The organism is Jezberella sp. (genome assembly GCF_964834465.1).
The window spans coordinates 107,810-129,885 of record NZ_CBAZRM010000012.1; the positions used below are offsets into that span (position 1 = coordinate 107,810).

20 protein-coding genes are annotated in these 22,076 nt (G+C 53.1%); 13 read left to right on the top strand and 7 right to left on the bottom strand.

Annotated elements, in window-relative coordinates; translation table 11 throughout:
- Window positions 1-126: 126 nt before the first annotated feature.
- The gene (locus tag AC1W8Y_RS10975; RefSeq protein WP_482014514.1) at window positions 127-1,119 is read left to right on the top strand and encodes a tripartite tricarboxylate transporter substrate binding protein; all 993 of its coding nucleotides are present in this window, start codon (window positions 127-129) and stop codon (window positions 1,117-1,119) included.
- A gap of 14 nt (window positions 1,120-1,133) precedes the next feature.
- The gene (locus AC1W8Y_RS10980) at window positions 1,134-2,765 is read left to right on the top strand and encodes a thiamine pyrophosphate-binding protein (protein WP_482014515.1); all 1,632 of its coding nucleotides are present in this window, start codon (window positions 1,134-1,136) and stop codon (window positions 2,763-2,765) included.
- A gap of 76 nt (window positions 2,766-2,841) precedes the next feature.
- Here the strand turns inward: AC1W8Y_RS10980 and lysS are convergent, their stop codons facing one another.
- From lysS to AC1W8Y_RS11005, 5 genes are all read right to left on the bottom strand, one after another.
- Window positions 2,842-4,356, bottom strand: coding sequence for a lysine--tRNA ligase (gene lysS / locus AC1W8Y_RS10985; RefSeq protein WP_482014516.1), 1,515 nt, complete (start codon window positions 4,354-4,356; stop codon window positions 2,842-2,844).
- 3 nt (window positions 4,357-4,359) lie between these two features.
- Complete coding sequence (locus AC1W8Y_RS10990) at window positions 4,360-5,127, bottom strand: SDR family NAD(P)-dependent oxidoreductase (protein WP_482014517.1); 768 nt, start codon at window positions 5,125-5,127, stop codon at window positions 4,360-4,362.
- A 2-nt stretch (window positions 5,128-5,129) separates the two neighbouring features.
- Window positions 5,130-6,234, bottom strand: a protein-coding gene (gene prfB, locus AC1W8Y_RS10995) for a peptide chain release factor 2 (RefSeq protein WP_482014518.1) whose coding sequence is annotated in 2 segments (ribosomal slippage) — window positions 5,130-6,152 and window positions 6,154-6,234 — 1,104 coding nt in all. Because the reading frame shifts where the segments join, the coding sequence is not laid out codon by codon here.
- 102 nt (window positions 6,235-6,336) lie between these two features.
- Window positions 6,337-8,046, bottom strand: coding sequence for a single-stranded-DNA-specific exonuclease RecJ (gene recJ, locus AC1W8Y_RS11000; RefSeq protein ID WP_482014519.1), 1,710 nt, complete (start codon window positions 8,044-8,046; stop codon window positions 6,337-6,339).
- On the bottom strand, window positions 8,028-8,957 hold the full coding sequence (locus tag AC1W8Y_RS11005; RefSeq protein WP_482014520.1) for a hypothetical protein: 930 nt from the start codon (window positions 8,955-8,957) through the stop codon (window positions 8,028-8,030). The genes recJ and AC1W8Y_RS11005 overlap by 19 nt, the downstream gene beginning before the upstream one ends.
- Window positions 8,958-9,017: 60 nt before the next feature.
- Between AC1W8Y_RS11005 and AC1W8Y_RS11010 the strand changes: the two genes are divergently transcribed.
- The 8 genes from AC1W8Y_RS11010 to greB all read left to right on the top strand — a co-directional run bounded on the left by AC1W8Y_RS11010 (window position 9,018) and on the right by greB (window position 18,228).
- Complete coding sequence (locus AC1W8Y_RS11010) at window positions 9,018-10,298, top strand: lipoprotein-releasing ABC transporter permease subunit (protein ID WP_482014521.1); 1,281 nt, start codon at window positions 9,018-9,020, stop codon at window positions 10,296-10,298.
- The gene (locus tag AC1W8Y_RS11015; protein WP_482014522.1) at window positions 10,291-10,974 is read left to right on the top strand and encodes an ABC transporter ATP-binding protein; all 684 of its coding nucleotides are present in this window, start codon (window positions 10,291-10,293) and stop codon (window positions 10,972-10,974) included. The genes AC1W8Y_RS11010 and AC1W8Y_RS11015 overlap by 8 nt, the downstream gene beginning before the upstream one ends.
- Window positions 10,975-10,976: 2 nt before the next feature.
- On the top strand, window positions 10,977-11,801 hold the full coding sequence (locus AC1W8Y_RS11020) for a TatD family hydrolase (protein ID WP_482014523.1): 825 nt from the start codon (window positions 10,977-10,979) through the stop codon (window positions 11,799-11,801).
- Between the two features lie 127 nt (window positions 11,802-11,928).
- Entirely contained in the window at window positions 11,929-14,439 is a 2,511-nt protein-coding gene (locus AC1W8Y_RS11025) for a DNA internalization-related competence protein ComEC/Rec2 (RefSeq protein WP_482014524.1), read from the top strand.
- Between the two features lie 261 nt (window positions 14,440-14,700).
- Window positions 14,701-15,738 (top strand): alpha/beta hydrolase, encoded by a 1,038-nt coding sequence (locus AC1W8Y_RS11030; protein ID WP_482014525.1) that lies wholly within the window; start codon window positions 14,701-14,703, stop codon window positions 15,736-15,738.
- 142 nt (window positions 15,739-15,880) lie between these two features.
- Window positions 15,881-16,813, top strand: a complete 933-nt coding sequence (locus AC1W8Y_RS11035; protein ID WP_482014526.1) for an alpha/beta fold hydrolase — start codon at window positions 15,881-15,883, stop codon at window positions 16,811-16,813.
- Window positions 16,806-17,663, top strand: a complete 858-nt coding sequence (locus AC1W8Y_RS11040; protein ID WP_482014527.1) for a PHP domain-containing protein — start codon at window positions 16,806-16,808, stop codon at window positions 17,661-17,663. Before AC1W8Y_RS11035 ends, AC1W8Y_RS11040 begins: the two co-directional genes overlap by 8 nt.
- Before the next feature lie 13 nt (window positions 17,664-17,676).
- Window positions 17,677-18,228, top strand: a complete 552-nt coding sequence (gene greB, locus AC1W8Y_RS11045) for a transcription elongation factor GreB (protein ID WP_482014528.1) — start codon at window positions 17,677-17,679, stop codon at window positions 18,226-18,228.
- A gap of 24 nt (window positions 18,229-18,252) precedes the next feature.
- Here the strand turns inward: greB and AC1W8Y_RS11050 are convergent, their stop codons facing one another.
- Both AC1W8Y_RS11050 and AC1W8Y_RS11055 read right to left on the bottom strand, forming a co-directional pair.
- On the bottom strand, window positions 18,253-19,176 hold the full coding sequence (locus AC1W8Y_RS11050; protein WP_482014529.1) for an NAD-dependent epimerase/dehydratase family protein: 924 nt from the start codon (window positions 19,174-19,176) through the stop codon (window positions 18,253-18,255).
- Entirely contained in the window at window positions 19,173-20,015 is an 843-nt protein-coding gene (locus AC1W8Y_RS11055; RefSeq protein ID WP_482014530.1) for a class I SAM-dependent methyltransferase, read from the bottom strand. The genes AC1W8Y_RS11050 and AC1W8Y_RS11055 overlap by 4 nt, the downstream gene beginning before the upstream one ends.
- Window positions 20,016-20,127: 112 nt before the next feature.
- Between AC1W8Y_RS11055 and AC1W8Y_RS11060 the strand changes: the two genes are divergently transcribed.
- The 3 genes from AC1W8Y_RS11060 to AC1W8Y_RS11070 all read left to right on the top strand — a co-directional run bounded on the left by AC1W8Y_RS11060 (window position 20,128) and on the right by AC1W8Y_RS11070 (window position 21,997).
- Window positions 20,128-20,988, top strand: coding sequence for an HAD family hydrolase (locus AC1W8Y_RS11060; protein ID WP_482014531.1), 861 nt, complete (start codon window positions 20,128-20,130; stop codon window positions 20,986-20,988).
- A gap of 9 nt (window positions 20,989-20,997) precedes the next feature.
- On the top strand, window positions 20,998-21,495 hold the full coding sequence (tadA, locus tag AC1W8Y_RS11065; RefSeq protein ID WP_482014532.1) for a tRNA adenosine(34) deaminase TadA: 498 nt from the start codon (window positions 20,998-21,000) through the stop codon (window positions 21,493-21,495).
- A gap of 103 nt (window positions 21,496-21,598) precedes the next feature.
- Entirely contained in the window at window positions 21,599-21,997 is a 399-nt protein-coding gene (locus AC1W8Y_RS11070) for a hypothetical protein (protein WP_482014533.1), read from the top strand.
- Window positions 21,998-22,076: the final 79 nt, after the last annotated feature.

Here is a 22,076-nt window from a genome sequence, read left to right on the forward strand (position 1 = left end):
GGGTGCAACACCACCATGGGCATCGAGATGTTGAAGGTATGTCAGACAAGAAATTCAAAGTCCTGTTGTAATAGATAAAAGCAAAAAAAAAGCTCGTTTGTTTGAGCGACAAAAGGAGACCAAACCATGATGTGCCGGATCGCTTATCTGCTGGTTGTTTGTTGCTTATTTGCCTTGAACCCGCAAGGCTGTCGCGCTGTTGAGATATCCGCTTATCCCACCCATGCGGTCACACTGATTGCCCCCTTTGCTGCGGGCGGCGATGCAGATCTTTCTGCTCGCAACCTGGCGCAGGCAGTGACCGCAACGCTTGGGCAATCTGTGGTGGTTGTCAACAAAGCTGGCGCCAGTGGGGCGTTAGGGACACACACTGCGCGCGACGCGAACCCCGATGGCTATACCTTGCTATTGGCTCGTATTGGATCTCAGTCGATCTTGCCCGCCCTGAAAACAGGGGTTGGCTATTTACCCGCAGATTTTACTTATTTAGGGTTGCTCGAATTGAATCCGGTCGTTTGTGTCGTTAACGCCGATTCAAGTATCAAGCAATTTTCTGACTTGATTCGCGCATTGCGCGACAAACCCGGTAAGTTGAACTACAGCTCGGCAGGGGTTGGTTCAATCCAACAACTCGGGCCTCAATTGTTGTTTCAATTATTGCAATTGAGCCCTGATCAGGCGACTCATGTGTCTTATAAGGGTGGTTCAGAAGCCGTGGTGGCCGTGATGTCACATCAGGTCGATTTTAGTTGCGGCAATTTGAGCTCCTCCTTAAATCATATTCAGTCAGGCGCCCTGCGCGCGCTGGTGACGACAACGACATCCAGACTCATTGACTTGCCAGATATCCCCACAGCGAGAGAGTTAGGCTATCCACAGCTTGAACAAATTGTCGGTTGGAGCGCGTTGGCTGGGCCAGCGAACATGGATAAGATAGCAACGAATCGTTGGGTCAGTTTGCTCAGTGATCTTCACCAGAATCAATCTTGGCTCAATGCGAATGCGACCTATGGCGGTGTGCCCCATCTGCTGTCGCCTGAGCAAACTCGGCAATTTGTGATGGATCAATATGATTTATACCAGCGACTGGGTCAACAGTTAAACATCAACCTCAATTAATAAGAGCAGCACTTATGTTTACCCCAAAACTTCGCGGTGCCGACGCACTTGTTCAGACACTAAAAAACCAAGGCGTCACACGTATCTTTACGTTGTCGGGCAATCACATTATGCCGGTGTTCGATGCGTGTTTCGCCTCTGGCATTGAGTTGATCCACACCCGGCATGAAGGCGCTGCTGTGCATATGGCAGATGCATGGGCTCGTTTGACCGGTGAGGTGGGGATCGCGCTGGTCACCGGTGGTCCGGGTCACGCGAACGCAGTGGGCGCTCTCTACACGGCAGCCATGAGTGATTCACCCGTTGTCTTATTGTCAGGCCATGCCCCGAATAACCAGCTGGGTAGGGGCGCGTTTCAAGAGATGCGGCAGGCTGATCTGGCTGAACCACTGACCAAAGGGTCTTGGACAGCGTCGAGTGTACAGGCGCTACCCAGAGAGCTTGCCCGAGCGATTCAGCTGGCTGCGAGTGGTCGCCCGGGCCCTGTCCATTTGAGCCTGCCTAACGATGTGCTTGACGCTGAATTTGCCGAGCAAACCCCTCTTCCTGGCAAGGCCGATTGTGCGCCCGTGTCACAACCGCTTGACCCAGCGCTGGCGCGATCCCTCATCAACCGTCTACAAACGGCAAAGCAACCACTCGTGTTGGTTGGCCCACAATCGATGACAAGGGCAGGGCGTGCAACACTAGACCAGCTTCAAACGGCGCTGGGTATCCCCGTGGTCGGGATGGAAAGCCCACGTGGGGTGGGTGATCCAAGCCTAGGTGCTTTTGCTCAAGTGTTGGCACAAGCCGACTTTATTTTGCTGCTCGGTAAACGGTTAGATTTCACGCTGAAATTCGGTCAAGCCCCCGCGATCTCTGCGGCCGCGCAGTTCGTACAGATTGACGCAGAGCAGTCTGAAATTGATCGTAGCAAGCTCAACGTCGGTCACCGTCTGGTTGAATGGGCGCTGTCGGATCTGACCTCCACCATGGAGGCCTTACTTGGTGTCGCAACAAGATCGCCGGTTCACGCGAGTTGGCTGGCGCAGGTGGAGAGCGCAATTGCGTTTCGACCTAGCCAATGGGCCGACGTCGCAACTAGCCCCCAGGGGATGCATCCCGTTCAAGCGTTGCGTCCGCTTCAGGCGTTGCTGGATGCACACCCCGATGCTGTATTGGTGAGCGATGGGGGTGAAATCGGGCAATGGGCTCAAGCATGCCTGCATGCACCCAACCGTGTGATTAACGGTGTTGCTGGCGCGATTGGCTCTGCATTGCCCTTTGCCGTGGCAGCAAGCCTGGCTTTCCCGAATACGCCCGTCGTTGCCGTGATGGGTGATGGCACCTTTGGTTTTCATTGTGCTGAGCTGGATACTGCGCTGCGGTATCAAGCGCCGTTCGTTGCTGTTATTGGCAACGATGCCCGCTGGAATGCCGAATATCAAATTCAACTTCGCGAATACGGTGCGTCTCGAACGATTGGCTGTGAACTCTTGCCCACGCGTTATGATCAGGTGTGTTCGGCCTTTGGGGGATACGGCGAACTTGTCACTGACCCCGCAGAGGTGTTAGCGGCTGCACAGAGAGCTCAAACCAGTCGATTGCCCGCATGCTTGAATATCTTAATTGATGGCTTGGCGGCTCCAAATATCAGACGCTGATGGGACTAGGCAGCCTAGGTCTATCTGCGGATTATGTAACTTTTGCATCGAAAGACCTCGGCTTGAACAGGACGGGTTAGTCCTCTTTTCGTAAGTGCGGAAACAGTATCACGTCTCTAATACTGGGACTGTCAGTCAACAACATGACAAGACGATCGATCCCTATGCCGCAACCGCCTGTTGGTGGCATACCATATTCCAGTGCTCGGATGTAGTCCGAGTCGTAATACATGGCCTCTTCGTCGCCAGCGTCTTTCGCATGCACCTGTGCCTGAAAACGTGCCGCTTGATCTTCCGGGTCATTTAGCTCTGAGAAACCGTTGGCAATCTCGCGTCCGGTGGCAAATAGCTCAAACCGCTCGGTGATGCCAGGTCGGGTGTCCGACGCTCTGGCGAGCGGCGACACTTCGATGGGATAGTCGATGATGTAAGTCGGATGCCAAAGCTTTGATTCTGCCGTTTCTTCAAACAGCGCGAGTTGCAAGGCACCTAATCCTGCATGCATAAAGTTTGGGGCATGGATATCAACGCCAAATTTTTTCAGTTCTGGCTTGACGAATTCGATATCATTCAATTGCGCTTCGCTATATTGCGGCGCATGCTGCATGATGGCTTGCACAATGGTCAACCGATGAAAGGGCTGAGACAGATCCAACACGCGACCTTGGTAAGTCAACGTTGCAGTGCCACAGGTTCGCAGGGCGGTCTCGCGGATCAGGTTTTCGGTGAAATCCATTAACCATTGGTAGTCTGCATAGGCTGCATAGAACTCCATCATGGTGAATTCGGGATTATGGCGAGGGCTCACGCCTTCGTTACGGAAATTGCGATTGATTTCAAATACCCTTTCAAAACCACCCACGATCAACCGCTTGAGGTAAAGCTCAGGTGCGATTCGCAAAAACATCTGCATATCGAGAGCGTTGTGGTGCGTCTCGAATGGTTTGGCTGCCGCGCCGCCCGGAATGGGATGCAACATGGGCGTCTCGACTTCCAGAAAGCTGGCATCCGTCATGACTTGACGAATGACACTGACTGCTTTGCTACGCGCCAAAAAGGTGGTGCGCGTTTGCTCTGTCATGATCAAATCAACATAACGTTGACGGTAACGAATTTCTTGATCCGACACACCATGAAATTTGTCTGGCAGGGGGCGCAACGATTTGGACAAAATTTTCGCGGTTAAAGCGTGTATCGACAATTCGCCCTTATTTGTTTTGAAAACAAAACCTGTGACTGCAATGATGTCGCCAATGTCCCATTGCTTGAAATGATCGTATAACGCGTCACCCAGTGAGTTTCTATCCAAATAGATCTGGATTCGCCCAGTACTGTCCTGCAACGTGGCGAAGCTCGCTTTGCCCATGACACGTTTAAGCATCATCCGCCCGGCAACCGAGGCGGGGTGTCTGGCTTCATCCAAAGTAGGCTTTTCATCATTGCCGTACTTATCGTGCAATGGTTGTGCGCGATCGGTTGGGACAAAATCATTGGGGAAGGCGACGCCGCCCGCACGCAGCAGGGCGAGCTTGGCGCGTCGTTCTGCGATCAGGTGGTTTTCGTCGTGTTGCGGAGCAGTTTGTTCTGTCATGATTTAGAAAGTGTATTGACGAATATCGTCGATCGGCTTTGAACCGTATTCGGCTAATTCGAAAGCGATAAGAAGACGGCTGGCAATCGTCTCAGCCGAGCCAAGCTGCCCTTGCTCATGAAACCCCTTAAAGCGATCGATCGCAGGGAAGTCTTCAGGATTGCTTTCGCGAATTTGTACCTGCATCTGGGTATCAATAATGCCCGGTGCCATCGAGGTAATCCGAAGCTTGTCGCCTTGTTCAAGCGCGACGACTTCAACATAGCGATCCATGGCGGCCTTGGTGGCGCAGTAGACACCCCATCCAGCCGTGGGTGAGCGACCAGCGCCTGATGAAATCAGCATGATGCGCTTATCCAGCATGCGCTGAGCCGCTGAGAGAATGGATCCATTCAACACGATGGGTGCAGTAATGTTAATTTGAAACGCGGTGTTGATGACCTCGAGCTCGGTCAGTTTGCTCGCGGCGAGTACGGGAGAGACGACGCCAGCGTTCTGAATCACCCGTAGCTTCCAGGTGACTGGCGTTGCTGCAATGAGGTCACTGACCTGTTTGGTTGCGAGGTTAACGGCGACTGCATCTTGCAAATCAACGTTGATGTGGGTGAGTTTGACCCCATGTTTGGTGGCAAGATCCGTCAGCGCTTGGGTAGGCTTTCGCGACAGTGTGACCAGATGACGTTCTTCATTTGAGGCGCTCATCAGGATTTGTCTGGCGAGTGCTTCGCCCAAGCCTTTGGTCGTCCCGGTCAGTATAAACAACACCCCCATCATTACACCCCTTGTTTTAGACTCGCTTCGATGAATGGATCGAGATCGCCATCCAATACTTTCTGCGTATTGGAAATCTCAACGTTGGTTCGTAAATCTTTAATCCGGCTTTGGTCAAGGACATATGAGCGGATCTGATGCCCCCAACCAACGTCTGTTTTGGCATCTTCCATCTTCTGCTGTTCTGCCATCCGATTGCGCATCTCTAGTTCGAATAAGCGTGACTTGAGCATTTGCATCGCTTCGGCGCGATTACGATGCTGTGACCGATCATTCTGGCATTGCACAACAATATTGGTCGGGATGTGGGTAATCCGGACAGCGGAGTCAGTCTTGTTAATGTGCTGCCCACCTGCACCGCTGGCACGATAGGTGTCGACACGCAGGTCTGCTGGATTGATATCAATTTCAATCGAATCGTCTACTTCGGGGTAGACAAACACGCTCGCAAAAGACGTATGGCGGCCACCTGAAGAGTCAAACGGACTTTTACGAACGAGTCTGTGCACCCCTGACTCGGTTCTCAAAAAACCAAACGCGTATTCGCCTTCAAATTTGATGGTTGCGGATTTGATCCCTGCAACCTCACCGTCTGACTCTTCGAGCAACTCAGCCTTGAACCCTTTTCGTTCACCGTATTTAAGGTATTGACGCAGCAACATTGATGCCCAATCCTGAGCTTCGGTCCCACCTGCGCCCGCTTGGATATCAAGAAAGCAATTGAGCGGATCGGCAGGGTTTGAGAACATCCTGCGAAACTCCATCCCTTCAAGACTCGCTTGATATTGATCCGCGTCTTGCTCAATGGCCTCAAGGGTCGAGTCATCAGCGTCGGCAGCGGCCAATTCAAAGAGCTCAGCCGAGTCGGCAATCGCTTGTGCCAGTTGTGTCAGGGTGTCAACGACACCTTCAATATTCTTTTTTTCTCGCCCAAGCTCTTGTGCGCGCTTTGGGTCGTTCCAGACGGTGGGATCTTCTAGCTCGGCATTGACCACGTGCAGGCGTTCAGCCTTTGCTTCGTAGTCAAAGATACCCCCGAAGTGCGAGCTCTCGGGCGGCGTAATCAGCCAGACGGCTGGCAATCATATTCTGACGTTCTGCTTCCATTTCTCTGTATATCCGGCTATTTACACAATTAACCGACCATTTTAGCGCAGTTGAACTTGAGCGCAGACTGGGGCAATCATGCAAATATATTGGTGATTGATCTTAAGCGGCGCACGCATACTCAATGACCAGTTGAACGTTCACCATCCCATTCCAGATATTTTGCTCAAGTTTATAGGCAGCTCGAATGCGTTCAGGCAGACTGTCAGCGTGACCGAACCAGATGGCGTCAAAACGCTGAATACCGCGTTCGAGATTGAGTTTTAGATGCTTTTCGCCGACTAATCGTTGGCTACGAACGGTGAATTCATCTAAAAAAAGTGGGGCGGCAAAACCTGCCCCCCAGACCTCTTGGTTCAGCATGCCGGCTACCTGAGCATTGGCAAAGCCTGATTCGAGCGACCCATCCGTTTCGATATGAGGTTCAAAGCTGCTGCTACCTGTTAATTCAATGACAGCAGCATCGAACGCCGGCACAAAATAGTCAAAATCATCACGCGCGAGTGTCAAACCTGCAGCCATCGCGTGTCCGCCAAATTTTCTGATTAAACCGGGGTGTCTTTTAGAAACGAGATCCAGGGCGTCTCTCAGATGGACATCGGGGATGGAGCGTCCAGACCCTCTGATCTCGTCGTCCGAAGCAGGCGCAAAGGCCAAGGTTGGTCGAAAAAATTTTTCTTTCAATCTCGACGCGACCAGCCCGACGACACCCTGATGCCAATCAGGATGAAAGACACAGACGCTTGCCCCGACACCGGCGCTGTGGATTTGTTCGCTTGCGGCCAGCGCTTGCTCTTTCATGACGTTTTCGATCTGACGTCTTTCTTTATTGATGGCGTCTAGCTGGCGTGCACAATCTAACGCTTGCATGTCGTCATCGGTGATTAAGCATTGGATCCCCAAACCCATGTCCGCTAGACGGCCGGCGGCGTTGATCCGTGGGCCCAACGCAAAACCAAGGTCGAATGCACTGGCCGTTTGAGGATCTCTTGAGGCGACGGCAAAAAGGGCTTTCAGACCTGGTTGCAACAACCCCTTGCGCATTCTGTCCAAACCTCGCGTCACCAGCAATCGGTTGTTCGAATCCAGTTTGACCACATCCGCCACCGTACCTAAAGCGACTAAGTCTGCCAGGGCGTCAAGCCGTGGCTCACCACCCCGGGTCAAGACGCCGCGCGTGCGCAGCTCGGCTCTCAGCGCCAATAAAAGGTAAAAAATCACGCCAACACCGGCAAGATTCTTCGACGGGAAGCCACAACCGTGCTGATTCGGATTGACGATGGCGAGCGCTGCAGGGATGCGATCGCCTGGCAGATGATGATCCGTCACGATGACGCCAATACCGTGCTCGTTGGCGCAATCGATTCCATCAACGCTGGCAATGCCGTTATCCACGGTGATAATCAAATCTGGTTTGCCCGATCGATGCGTCAGTGCCAGATCAATGACCGCGGGTGATAAGCCGTAACCCGTTTCAAATCGATTTGGGACAAGAAAGTCAACATCAGCGCCCATTGCCCGCAAACCCCGGATGCCCACTGCGCAGGCAGTAGCACCGTCACAGTCGTAGTCAGCAACAATCAGCAGCTTTTTGCCTGCTGCAATGGCGTCAGCCAGCAAGCTAGCCGCGTACTGGGCGTGCGTGAGTTCGTTCGGTGGCAACATCGCGGGCCATTCAAGGCGGACGTCATCTGCCCGTTTAACGCCTCGCGACGCCCAGAGTCTGGCCAGTAAGGGATGAATGCCGCTTGCTGCAAGGTGCTCTGCCGCCGCAGTATGCCTTGGCCGAATACTTAGTTTGGGTTGATCCACCAGGATTTCCAGTCAGTCGGGCGCGGTCTGATCACTTTGTGCCACCACTGGGTGGGGGCAGGGGTCAAAGTGATCATCCGGTCATACCCGATCAAGTTGATATTGCAGTTGCTTGGTAGAGATTGTATTTTTTTATCGACATCCGCCAAACCTGCAATCCATTGCGCCCATTCGTGTGTCGCGTGAGCCACAGCAAGGGTATCGATGATTGGGGACTGCAGATTGGTGTTAGGTTTGGTGACGTGAGTGTGCGGGGTGGCACCGCCAAATAACCAGACACTATTAATCGGGGGCTGGCCGAGCTCAACCCGCTGTTCATTGATCGGGTGCTCGTGCCACACCATTTGAATCTCATTGACCAGTTTGCGCCAGTTTCGCAAGCTCGGGTCTTGAGGCCACCAGTCGGTGATATTGTAGTTGGATACCGCGGATGGGGTGATCGAGTCGAGTGAAACTGCCGTCGGCAACCACACCCGCCAGTGACGAGCATTGATGGGCAGCGCAGAAAGCCCGGTATCGTCCCACAACATGGACACCGATTCAAACAAGGCATCACATTCGGATTGACTCACTTCTAGCATGCTTGGATGACACATCGACAGCCGATCTCGACCCACATGCACGCTGGTGAGCTCAGCCAGATAAATCGGGTCTGGCCCGTCTTTAACGCCTGCGAGCAGCGCTGCCATGTTGGCACCAAAACGGGTGGCTGCTTGTGGTTCAAATCCAGCCTGTTGAAGCTGGACCCACTCGAACGGGGTGCAACCTATGTCAGACGGGTCGAGCCGTGTCGCTTGTGGGATTGAAGCCCGCATCCTTGTCACAAGGGCAGGACAGTCTTTCTCGACATAAGCAATGAGCCGAGCCGCGACATTCGCGGGAGGCAGCAGACCTGCGATGAAGGTGTTCATAGCGCCAATTGTAAAGGGTCTCGGTGAGCAGCAACCCACAGTTAGTGCGATAATCCCCCCGTGCTGAAAATACCTTATGAGTTTTGGATAGGGGCCCGCTACGCAGGGCTGGTGAGCTTACGCGGTCGACGCGGCGGGCGGGATAAGTTTGTCTCGTTTGTGGCAGCCACATCCATGGTGGGCATCGCGCTGGGCGTCGCGGCCTTGATTGTTGTTCTTGCCGTGATGAGCGGTTTTCAAAAAGAAGTCCGTGATCGCATGTTGTCAGTGCTGCCCCACGTAGAACTGTATGTGCCAGGTACCGATCCCGAGCAAGTCCTGCTGCAAACGCCCGAGCTGATATCGCGGGCCAAAGCGTCCCCTGATGTCTTGGGCGAGGCGCCTTTTGTGGCGGCTCAAGCCATGGTTATGCGTGGTCAATCGTTACGCGGTGTGCAAGTCAAGGGCATCGACCCGCTGGCTGAGGCTGCTGTTTCTGATGTAGGGCGGCAGATGGTGGCTGGCAAGCTCACTGACCTGAAGGCGGGTGGGTTTGGGGTCGTTATTGGTGCCGAACTTGCGGATGCGCTCTCGCTCAAGCAGGGCGACATTATCATGATGCTGGCACCGCAAGGCAGCATCAGCCCTGCTGGCTTTGCGCCTCGTATGCGGCAATTTACGGTGGTGGGGATTTTTCGCTCTGGCCATTACGAATATGACGCTTCATTGGTGTTCACTGAGGTGAACGACACCGCTAAGATGTTTCGCGACAGTGGTACCGCTGGTGTCAGGCTCAAAGTGAAGGATATGTATCGGGCCCCTGAAATTGCGCGCGCCTTGGTCAATCTGATGCCTCGCAATGTCTTAGTGGCGGATTGGTCACGCAATAACAAAACGTGGTTTGATGCCGTTCAAACCGAGAAGAGAATGATGTTCTTGATTCTTGCTTTGATTGTCGCGGTGGCCGCGTTCAATCTGCTGTCGTCCCTCGTGATGGCAGTCAAAGATAAGCAGTCTGACATCGCCATCTTAAGAAGTTTCGGTTCGACGCCTGGCGAGATTGCACGAATTTTTCTGGTACAAGGCGCGTTGATCGGTGTGGTTGGTACGGCACTCGGCGTTGGGCTTGGCTGCTTGGTCGCGTTCAATATTGATGTCATTATCCCAGCGCTTGAACGCATGGCTGGCGTTCAATTCTTGCCCAGAGAGGTTTACTTTATTAGCCGGTTACCATCAGATCCTCGCTTCTCAGACATTGCAATCATTGGCATCACCTCTTTAGTGATGTCTCTGCTGGCAACGCTCTATCCCAGTTGGCGTGCTTCTCGACTGCAACCGGCTCAGGTGTTGCGCCATGACTAACGCAAACGCGATTGCGATTTCTGCCAAATATCTGTCTAAGCACTATGACGATGGTGCTGATCGTATCGATGTGCTGATCGATGTCAGTTTGTCTATTCCGAGAGGCGAAATGGTTGCCATCATCGGCGCTTCAGGCTCGGGTAAAAGCACACTGCTGCATCTCCTTGGTTTACTTGACACCCCTAACTCGGGTGAGATTACGGTAGATGGGGTTGTTACAACGGGGCTATCTGAAACAGCGCGCAGTCGCTTACGCAACCGATCGCTGGGGTTTGTATACCAGTTTCATCATCTATTGCCAGAGTTCTCTGCCTTGGATAACGTCGCCATGCCGCTAATCGTCAGAAGGGTTGATCGTGAAGTGGCCAGACAGGCGGCGAAAGAAGTGCTTGAACAAGTGGGGTTGGCGGCACGGATGACGCACTTTCCTGGTCAACTGTCTGGTGGCGAGCGTCAGCGAGTGGCGTTAGCACGCGCGTTGGTGACCAAACCAGCGTGTGTGTTGGCCGATGAGCCCACTGGTAATCTTGACCGGCAAACCGCCATGCAAATGTTTGATCTGTTGAAGCAGGTCAATCGAGACTCGGGCACTGCTCTGGTCATTGTGACGCATGATAATGAGCTCGCGTCGCTGGCAGATCGTCAACTGTTCGTCAGCCGTGGCCAATTGGTGTAGCGGTGCTCATCGATACCCATTGCCATCTCGACGCAACCGAGCTCGCAAAGGATCGCACCGAGATCATCGATAGGGCTGTCGCTGCTGGCGTGCAAGCGATCCTGATCCCTGCGGTAGAAGTTGGTAATTTTGATGCGGTGCGCGCGCTGGCGCACTCGTTCGATCAAGGTTGCTACGCACTTGGGATACATCCTATGTATGTGCACCGGGCGCAGGCGGGTGACCTCGACCAGTTAAAACTTGCTTTAGAGACCTGTCAGCATGATCCAAAACTGATCGCTGTCGGTGAGATTGGCTTGGATTTTTTTATCCCTGAGATCTCCACGGGTGAGGCTCGTCGGCGACAAGAGTACTTTTATGAGGCGCAGCTTGATCTGGCCCTGCAATTCAAATTGCCCGTGCTACTACATGTGCGTCGATCTCAAGACACTTTGCTCAAGCACCTTCGCAGACGCAGCACCATCGGTGGCTTTGCTCATGCGTTCAACGCAAGCTTGCAGCAAGCCCAACAGTTCGTGGATCTGGGTTTTGCCCTAGGGATGGGGGGCGCAATGACGTTTTCAAGAGCGTTACAGATTCAACGCATCGCCACAACGATGCCGCTTGATGCATTGGTGCTTGAGACTGACTCACCCGATATCGCCCCAGCATGGATGACTGACGATCGTCGCAATACCCCGGCGCAGGTGTTAGGCGTGGCCAGATCTTTGGCGACGCTGCGAGGTCAATCACTGAGTGACATCATTGCTGCAACGGGCCAAACAGCAATTCGTGTCTGTCCAAAACTTGCGTTTGCAGTGGCGACAGCGAGTGGTCTCGAGAGCTAAAGTAGTGAGTCAGGCTGGTCTGACAAGTTGTCTCGGCTGGCTCTATCGATAAGTCGCCGTAAATATGACACAGTGCCGTTGAATTCAAGATTTCAAGGCGGCAAGATGACCGTTTTGCTAAACGATCATGGGCCGACTGCTTGCACTGAGTCTCACAGCAGGGATTGCGACTACCCACTTACTTGAAGCATTAATCCCTAGCTTGGTCTTGTTGGTGGCAAGTGTGCTGTTCGCTTGTTGTCACTGTCTGTCCTTGACCAGCGCTCGTCTGCGCGTGGGGCGTATTCCTTTTGCGGTTTTTACTGCCTTTGCCTTGGGGATGTCCTACACCAGTTACCGAGCTCAGATTCGTCTGAACGACTGTCTTGACGAGTCGCTTGAAAATTATGTGACCCGTTTGAATGTTCAAATCGCGTCTCTGACTCAGGATGCTGGCGTTAGCCTGCAATTCGATGCACGCGTCGTGGATGATGCACCGGTAGGCGTCCCGTCAACAATTCGAGTCAATTGGCCCCGCACTATCCAGGCCATGTCTGAGACGGGCGGTGCGCTAATCGACTTACGACCGGGTCAGATCTGGCGGGTGGCTTTGCTCTTGAAAAGACCACATACCCTGATGAACCCGCACGGTTTTGATGCGCAAGCGTTGATGTTTCAGCGCGCGGTTGGCGCCGTCGGCCGAGTCAGGGGCCAACCCGTTTTATCAGCCAAACCCGCGGGGTTTGAAGCCCTCATCTTTGTCGAACAGATTCGGCAGAAAATTCGAACCGGCATGCGAGCTTTGCTCATGAACGCTCGCTACGGTGCCGTCATGGTTGCATTAGCGATTGGCGATCAGAACAGTGTTTCGTCAGATGACTGGCGAATCTTTAACCTGACCGGTATCACCCATCTGGTTAGTATCAGCGGTTCGCATGTCACGATGATGGCGGCGCTTGGTGCTAGTTTGGTGATGTGGTCAGTCAAGCGTCTCAAAGTGAGGCATCACCCGGTGTGTGAATTCGTCGCCGCTAGCAAGATAGCGATGTTATGCGCTGTCCTGTTGGCATTTCTATATTGCTTACTCGCAGGATGGGGGGTGCCGGCACAAAGAACCTTCTTTATGCTGTGCACGATGGCCGCGTTTCAGTTGACCAGTTTCCCCGCTGGTCAATCGCGCGTGCTGTGCACTGCTGCGTTGGTGGTCTCGCTGATCGATCCCTGGTCGACCATCACCACTGGGTTTTGGCTTTCGTTTGGCGCAGTCGCGGTGCTTTTTTATCTGGGATCTGACGCTAGGCCAGAGCGCATGGAAAGTGGCCTTGACAAGAATCAAGACGCGAGCACCAGCGGTGCAAGCCCGAATCGACATCAGCACCATCGACCCGGTTGGCGACGCGGCGTCAGTTTGTTTATCGAGGCGTGCAAATTACAGTGGTTAATCTCTGTGGCACTGTGTCCGATCTTGATCTTCCTGTTTCAACAGTTTTCTGCGAGTTCGTTGCTCGCCAACGCTTTGGCGATCCCTGTGGTGAGCTTTGTCGTGACGCCCTTCGCTCTGGCCAGTGCGATCCTCGTCCTGATCCCCGGGGGGCAACCCATCGCGAGTGCCCTGTTGCTGGTCGCGCATACTAGCTTTGACTGGCTCATGGTGTTCGTGCGCGCTGTTGCACAGATTGATTGGTTGTTGTTCGATTTCCCTGCGGTGCCAATTTGGGTCGTCACGTTAGCGATTTGTGCACTGGCACTCGGTCTTGCACCGAAAGGTACGCCATCGCGAGCGATTGCTTGGTTTTGGTTTTTACCGCTGGTGCTCTATAAACCAGAACGCCCCGCTGCAGGTGACTGGCGACTGATTGTTGCAGACGTTGGCCAAGCCTCGGCTATTTTGCTTCAAACCAAAACGAAAAATATGCTCTTTGATACCGGATTGAAAATGGGTGACTATGACTCTGCCCAACGGGTGCTATTGCCCTTATTCCGTAGCCAAGGGATTCGAGCGTTGGATCATGTCATTGTTTCTCATCAAGATAATGACCATGCAGGCGGGTTGTTGAGTTTGCTCAAAGCAATCCCTGTTCGACAGATCAGCAGCTCGTTTGATGTCGCACAATACGTTGATAGGCACGATAAGCAAAAGGATTTGCGTCTTGATCTTCAGAAGCTAAATCGGTGTGAGGCCGGACAACGCTGGTCCACTGATGGCATCCGTTTTGCATTTTTAACCAATGCTTCGGGCGAGGTTGCCCGTCTGCGCGGTAAGCCGCTCAGATCCAATGCGAGCAGCTGCGTCTTGTTGATTCAAGGCGCGCGACACAGCGTGCTTCTGACCGGTGACATCGGTGTCGAACAAGAGCAGTGGTTGTTGAAAGAGCAATCAATACAGGCCGATGTCGTACTCGTACCTCATCACGGTTCTCAAACCTCTTCGTCAATGCCATTTGTGACACAGATGCTAGCGTCCCACGCGATTGTCCAAGCAGGGATGCACAATCGATTTGGTCACCCGAATCCAGAGGTAGAACGTCGCTGGCGTCGTTCAGGGGCAACCTTTTGGCGAACTGATCGCGACGGCGCAATTGTTGCCACATCGACGAGCAAGCGTTTGTCGGTGACAGGGCAGAGACATACGCATCGACGTTATTGGCATCACCCTTAATTGAGCAAGCAGCCCTTTTTGTCTGGCGGTTCGAATTGAAAGCGGCTCACACTCACAGCGAAACCCGTGTGGCACGCTAGCCCGCTAATTTGTCTTGAATCTGAATTGAGGTAAAGTGTTCTTAGGCAACGGGTGATTCAGGTTCGCTTGTTCTCTTCCTGTCAAACTCGCGCCGAAAATGGGGTTTGCCTCTCATACTGACACGATCCAAATCTACGCGAGCGATCGTAAAGCTCGAACTTTCAGAAGACGGTGTTCATCATGCTAATTAAAATACTTAAGAGTGTAGTGTCGGGCTTCTTGCTGCTGAGTTCAGTGAGTGTCGTTGCACAACATAAAATGCCACCGCTCAATATCTCAGAGATGGGATCTTTTCATGTGGGTGGGCGGCTCGTCGAAATATCAGGTAAACCGATCAAAGAGACGGTGTTTAGTCCCGGTAGCGCACCAGCAAAAATCGACCCTAACGGTCGCTATATGGTTGAGCAAATGTATGTTCAGTATTTCACGCCTAAGACGGTCAAGGCAAAGTTGCCGATACTACTTTGGCATGGCGGCGGTTTGACGGGCGCTACCTATGAAACTACGCCAGATGGTCGCGAAGGTTGGCAACAGTACTTTGTACGACATGGCTGGAAAACCTATGTTTCTGATGCCGTCGAACGCGGTCGTTCTGGTTGGGCTCCGCCCGAAATCTGGCCTAGCGAGCCGCAGTTTTTGACCATAGATAATCCATGGGCGCGTTTTCGCATTGGGTCTGGTCGCTGGACCGCTGAAACTGCAGAACAAACCCAGCTACCCGGAAGCCAATTCCCAGCAGAAGCTTATTTGAATTTTATGCGTCAGGTCGTGCCACGTTGGACAAGCACAGACGACGCTACTTTGAACGCTTATATTGCCTTGATCGATAAAGTTTGCCCTTGCGTGGTGCTGGTTCATAGTCAAGGCGGGCGATTTGGTCAGATGGCGGCACAAGCGCGGCCAGATAAAGTGAAAGGGCTAGTTCTCGTCGAACCAGCAGGGTTCGGGGATCCCAATCAGGCTGCCGCGCTGAGGCACACGCCAATACTGGAAGTCTATGGTGATTACATCGAGCAGGATTCGCGCTGGCCGTCGATTCGACAGACTCAGATGGATCTCAATAAGAAATACATCGATGCGGGTGGTTCGGTAGATGTCGTCAACTTGCCTAACGTCGGTATCAAAGGCAATTCACATATGATGATGATGGACAGAAATAACGTGGAGGTCGCCGATGTCATTGAAGCTTGGCTAAAAAAGAAAGGCTTTACCCAATAGCGCTGCCTGACATCGGGTGGTCTCAAACGGCGTCGTCTGATCTGCTCTGTTCTGCGAGTCGCACCAGCCGTCAACACGTTGTACTCTGTGTGCAGGTACTACAATTGAAGCTACCTGCATCGCATCATTCATAGGATAAGACATGACCAGCCCTCGTCTGAACGCCGTTACGTGCTCAAGCTCTGCTGGCTTGCATCGCATGGCTTATTGGGATTGGGGCGATGTCGAGAACCCCAGGATGGTACTTTGCGTGCACGGATTGACGAGAAATGGGCGAGATTTTGATGCACTCGCCAGTGAACTCGCCAAGGATTATCGGGTGATTTGCCCAGATGTTGTTGGTCGGGGGTTATCCGATCGCTTGTTGAACCCGTCGCTTTATCATGTAGGTCAGTACGTGGCAGACATGGTGAGTTTGCTCAATAAAGTTCAGCCAAAACAGCTGGACTGGGTAGGTACGTCAATGGGGGGGTTGATCGGGATGGGCTACGTGGGGGCGATTGAGGCTTCGGTGACGACCCGTGCCACACAGCGGATCGGTCCCGCACTCGATGTCAATATTCCTGCCGCTGACTACCCGGTTCATCGATTGGTCCTAAACGATGTCGGGCCTCATCTCGAGCCCGAGTCGCTGGCCAGAATTGGTGAGTATGTCGGCGCACAAGTGGCTCTAGCAAGTTTTGATGAGGCCGTTAATTATTTTAAAATTGTTTCGCAATCTTTCGGTCCTCATAGTGACGATCAATGGCGCTCGCTCGCTCGACACTATTTTATTGAGGATAAGGGGCATTGGATTAAGCACTACGACATGGATATTTCAATCCCATTTCAGTCGATGAGCCCAGCGCTGGTCGCGCAGGGTGAAATGATGATGTGGGCCTCTTACGCGTCCTACAAAGGCCCCGTGTTAATTACTCGCGGCGCAGACTCAGACTTGCTATCGACGGATACGTTGGCGAAAATGTTATCGATTAATCCGCTTGCTCGTGCGGTTGAGTTTAGTGGGGTGGGGCATGCGCCTACCTTTATTCAAACAGATCAAATCGACGCCATTAAGGCGTTTCTCTATGAATAATCAAGCCATCGTTTGTGCCGATCTACACTGCCATTCGACTGTCTCTGACGGCAGTCTGGATCCTGCTGCCGTGGCACGAAGAGCGGCTGACCGAGGCGTGACGCTTTGGTCGCTGACCGATCACGATGAACTGGGTGGTCAGGCGGTTGCGCGAAAAACGGCGCAAATGCTGGGGATGCGTTATGTCAGTGGTGTTGAAATTTCGGTCACATGGGCTGGTCAGACCGTGCACATTGTGGGATTGGGCATCGATTCAGAAAATGCAGCATTGCTTCAAGGGCTCGAACGCACTCGTCACGGCCGTTCGGCCCGTGCGCGTCAGATGAGTGATAAGCTGGCGGCCCTGGGCATGCCTGGGGCCTTTGAAGGGTCTCTGTCGTTCGTGGGTAACCCAGAACTCATCAGCAGAACGCACTTTGCCCGCTACCTTGCTCAAGCGTATCCAGACAAGTTCAAAGACGTGCAAGCGGTATTTAACCAATACCTGCATGATGATGGCGCGGCTTACGTCCCCATGCAGTGGGCCAAACTAGAAGAGGCAGTCGGGTGGATCACCGGGGCTGGTGGCGTTGCAGTGGTTGCCCATCCAGGCCGCTATCGCTATGACGAAACCCAGTTCGATGCCTTTTTTAATTGCTTTAAAGCGGCTGGCGGGCAGGGGATTGAAGTAGTGACTGGTAGCCACACCCCTGCCCAGTATGTTCAATACGCGAACGTGGCAAGACAGTACGGTTTTTTTGCGTCTTGCGGTTCAGACTTTCATTGCCCCAACGAGAGCCAGCATGACCTGGGCAGTTTGCCGATGCTTCCTGCCGATCTGACACCGGTGTGGCAACATCTCAAGGTTTGATCCTGGGCTTCAAATGAATAAAGCGTTTGTCAAAGAGAGCTCGCAAGATGAGGATGAAGACATCCCAGCAGGTTTAACCTTACCTGCTGGGACAAAAAACTATCTAACGCCTGGTGGCTACGCTGCGATGCGTGACGAGTTGCAACACCTGATGAACGAAGAGCGTCCCGCCATGGTGCAAGTCGTCTCTTGGGCCGCCTCTAACGGCGACCGATCTGAGAACGGCGATTACCTCTACGGTAAAAAGCGCTTGCGGGAAATTGACCGTCGTATGCGTTTTCTCACCAAGCGGCTTGCCATTGCTGAGGTCGTTGACCCCGCTTTGCAAATGCATCGAGACCAGGTTTTTTTCGGGGCAAGCGTGCACTATGTCGACAAAGCTGGCGAGGAGTATCGGGTCACCATCGTTGGTGTCGACGAAGCCGAACCCTTGAACGGAAAAATCAGTTGGATTTCCCCCGTGGCGCGTGCATTAAACAAAGCCAAAGAGGGCGATACGGTGATCTTGCGAACCCCCGCCGGTATTGACGAGCTTGATATCCTGTCAGTCACCTATCCTACTTGACAGTTTGCACGTCAAGCCCGGTGACTAGGTGGTCGAACCAGTCAAGATTCTGTCGTTCTGCAACAATGCAGCATGCCCGAGTCGGCTGTCTGGCCAATCGAAGGTAAAGCCGCTCGCCCTCAGACGCTGATTCGACAGACGTTTGCTGCCAACCGACGCAGGCGCTGGCCCAAGTGCGGGGACAGGCCCACCGACCATTGCTGCCATGGCTTCGTAGAGCACCCGCATTGGCAGCGGTTGGCAGTCAGTGACAAGATAACACTCATCCGCTTTAGTCAGGCTCATCACGTGTACCACCGCCCTGGCTGCATCCGAAATATGGATGCGATTGACCCAATGTTGGTCTGCAGCCGGGGCTGTAACCAATCCATCCCTTAACCGGTTCGTCAGATATTGCCGACCCGGCCCGTAGATGCCGGACAGCCTCAGACTGACGGTGCTTGGGATGTTGCTCTCGCGGGCTAGCCATGCTTCAGCCTCAAGCATGATTTGCCCATTAAACGATGGTGGCGCGCTCACCGTTGTCTCATCCACCCAGTCATGGCCGTGATCGCCATAGACGGCCGTCGATGAGATAAAAATGGCTCGTTTGAGTTGCGGGTTGTGGCAAGCTGCCACGATATGCTGCAGGCCGGCTAGGTAAATCGCACGATAGGCATCCTCGTTTCGACCGTCTGCCGAAGCAGCATAGACGAGATGAGTCACGTCCGGGGGTATTTGTGTCAAGGTTTCAGGCTGGGTCAGATCAGCTTGAAGCCAGCAAAGTCGCGCGAGGGGGGCAGATGTCTGCGTATCCCCAGTGGTCGTTGGAGCCTGACGGCGTAACGCCCAAACCTCTGTCTGCGGATCTTCAAGCAACAGGGCTGCAATGCGTAATCCCAAATCGCCACAGCCCGCAATTAATACCTTTCTGCTTGGCCGTTGGGTTTGCGCTAAGTCTGGCTTCAAACGGTTACCTCTTGGCTGGATTGAGTCATAAAGCGTTCGTTCAATTCTTCTAGACCCAGGCGCTCGAGCAATGCTTGCAGGCGGTTTGCCGCATGCTGATTCGCTGAACCTTTGCGAGTGGCAATAATGAGTTCGTTTTTCATCGAGTGCTCCCAGCCCACCAATTCGGTGACCGTGACTTGATAGCCGTTCGCCTCGAGTTGCAAGCACCTTAACGCATTCGTTACCTGGCTACCGAACTCACGGGTGTGAATGGGATGGCGCCAAATTTCTGCCAGCGGATCTTTGAGTTGTCGAGCCTTGTGCTTTTTCAGCACGGAAGCCACTTCAGCCTGACAGCAAGGGACCAGCACCAAGTGCTTGGCCTTTTTCGCCAGGCCAAAGCGTATCGCATCGTCGGTAGCGGTGTTGCAGGCGTGCAAGGCAGTCACCATTTCGACGGTTGACGGTAAGACGTCCGAGGTGATCGATGCGGCGGCGGACAAGTGCAGAAACTGCATTTGTTCAAACCCAAGTGCTTTTGCCAACTGCGCTGAACGGGTCACCAATTCAGGTCTGGTTTCAATGCCCACCATATTCGCATGAGGCGCATGGTGGCGTAAAAAAAGGTCGGTCAGCATAAAACCGAGATAGGATTTGCCAGCACCGTGATCCACGACGGTGAAGGTGGGGTCTGACACCGCAAGGTCTTTGAGCAAAGGCTCAATAAACTGGTAGAGGTGATTGACCTGTTTGAGTTTGCGCCGACTATCCTGATTGAGCTTGCCATCGCGGGTCAAAATATGCAGGGCTTTCAGCAGTTCAATCGATTGGTCGGGACGAATTTCTGTATTGCTCATGGGTAAGTATTCACCTAAAAGCGAATAATATTGCATTCGTGGTGAACGTTGGGGCAAAACCGACGCCTCGCGCAACAAAACGAAGTTATCCTCCTCCCTGAGAATCTACTGTATGTCTGATGTCATTGCCCTGATTTTTGATTTTGACGATACGCTTGCGCCTGACAGTACGTCTGGTTTTCTTGAGTCGATTGGGGTCGATACCCAACAGTTCTGGTCGGGCAAGGTCGATCCCTTGCTGAGTCAGGATTGGGATCCCGTGCCGGCCTATTTGCACGAAATGATCCAGTTGTCTAAATCCCGTGTCGCCAGCTCGGGCGACGGTCATGCCATCAAACAGGCCGACCTGATTCAGTGGGGCAAGCATTTGCCGCTTCATGTTGGCGTTGATACGTTATTTGCTCGTTTGCGTGAACAAGTACGTAAAAGGCATCCCCAAGTACAACTTGAGTTTTATTTGATTTCAAGCGGCATTGGCGATGTTGTTCGCCATACCCCGATTGCAAAAGAGTTCACGGATATCTGGGCGTCTGAGTTTATTTATGACGAAATAGGTGCGATCAGCTTCCCTCGCCGGATAGTGAGTTTCACCGACAAGACGCGTTATTTGTTTCACATCCAGAAAGGGATTGTCGGACCTGCATACGCAGGCAAGCCGTTTGAGGTTAATCGCAAGGTCGCGGAAGATCGTTTGAGAGTTCCGTTTGATCAAATGGTTTTTGTTGGTGATGGCTACACCGATATCCCTTGCTTTTCAGTGGTTAAACGGGGAGGGGGCTATGCCTTCGGGGTTTGGGATCCCAAGCATCGCGACAAACGCAGTCGTGCCTGGGGTTTTATTGAGGATGGTCGGGTGTCAAACTTGAATCAGGCACGCTATGACGAGGACGCAGAGCTCTACCAATGGCTCGAAGAAGCGTTGACAAGTTTGGCTAGCCGTGTTGCCTTAAAATCACGTCAATATCGTGGATAAGCAACTGTCATGGCCGAGCCAATGGTGATGGAAGGCTCACAGTCAATGAGTGATGCCGACGATGCACACTATATGGGTCTCGCGCTTTTGCAAGCCAGGCGTGCTGAATTAAGGGGTGAGGTCCCGGTTGGTGCGATCGTTGTCAATAAAGTGGGTGAGGTCATTGCCGAGGGATTCAATCAGACCATTACTTTGCACGATCCAACGGCACACGCTGAGGTGGTGGCACTCAGGGCAGCGGCCCTCGCGATGCAGAATTATCGATTACCTGATGCGTCGTTGTATGTCACGCTCGAGCCCTGCGTCATGTGCATGGGGGCAATCATGCATGCGCGGGTCAAACGAGTTGTCTTTGGTGCGCGAGATCCTAAAACGGGTGTCTGTGGCAGTGTGATTGACTTATCTGCTGAGCGTCGGCTAAATCATCACGCTGACGTCATCGGCGGGGTGATGGGGGCTGCTTGCGCAGACGTGCTGACACAGTTTTTTAGACAGCGACGTGGATAGCGCTATTGACCGTCGCCCCCTCGTTGGTGGCATAATAAGTGGGTGACTAGGTGAGACGCTCACCGATTTTTTGTCAAAAAGCGTCAAAAAGGCTGGTTAATCAGTGACACCTTCATTTCAAAGCATTCGCAACGTATTGTTGGCTAAGGGCTACGTCGCCCTTGCCACGCTATTGCTTTGTGTGTCGGTTTTAGGGGTTCAAGGCCTTGGTCTGTTTCACAGTGTTGTTCATGCCCACCCCTCGCACTTGACTCAAGCGTCAGAAGTAACGACGATTTTCGATAGTATCGAAAAGAGCAAAGGTGTAGACGCTCAGGCGGCCAAGTCGGCCTGTCAGTTGCTTGACGATTTGCTCTTGGCTGCTGGGTTACTTTCGCCCGATTTTGAAGCCACCTTGCTGGTATTCGCCCAAGATACCGCGAGTCATCTACCCATCCTTCAATATCCCTCTCACCTTCACCGCGTCTATCACGCGCGCGCGCCTCCCTATCACCTCGTCTGAAGTAAACGTCTGAGACGTGCTGCATTCGATGCAGTGTGATCTGTATTTCAGTTGCTAATCCTGTCGGTAAAGGTGGCTG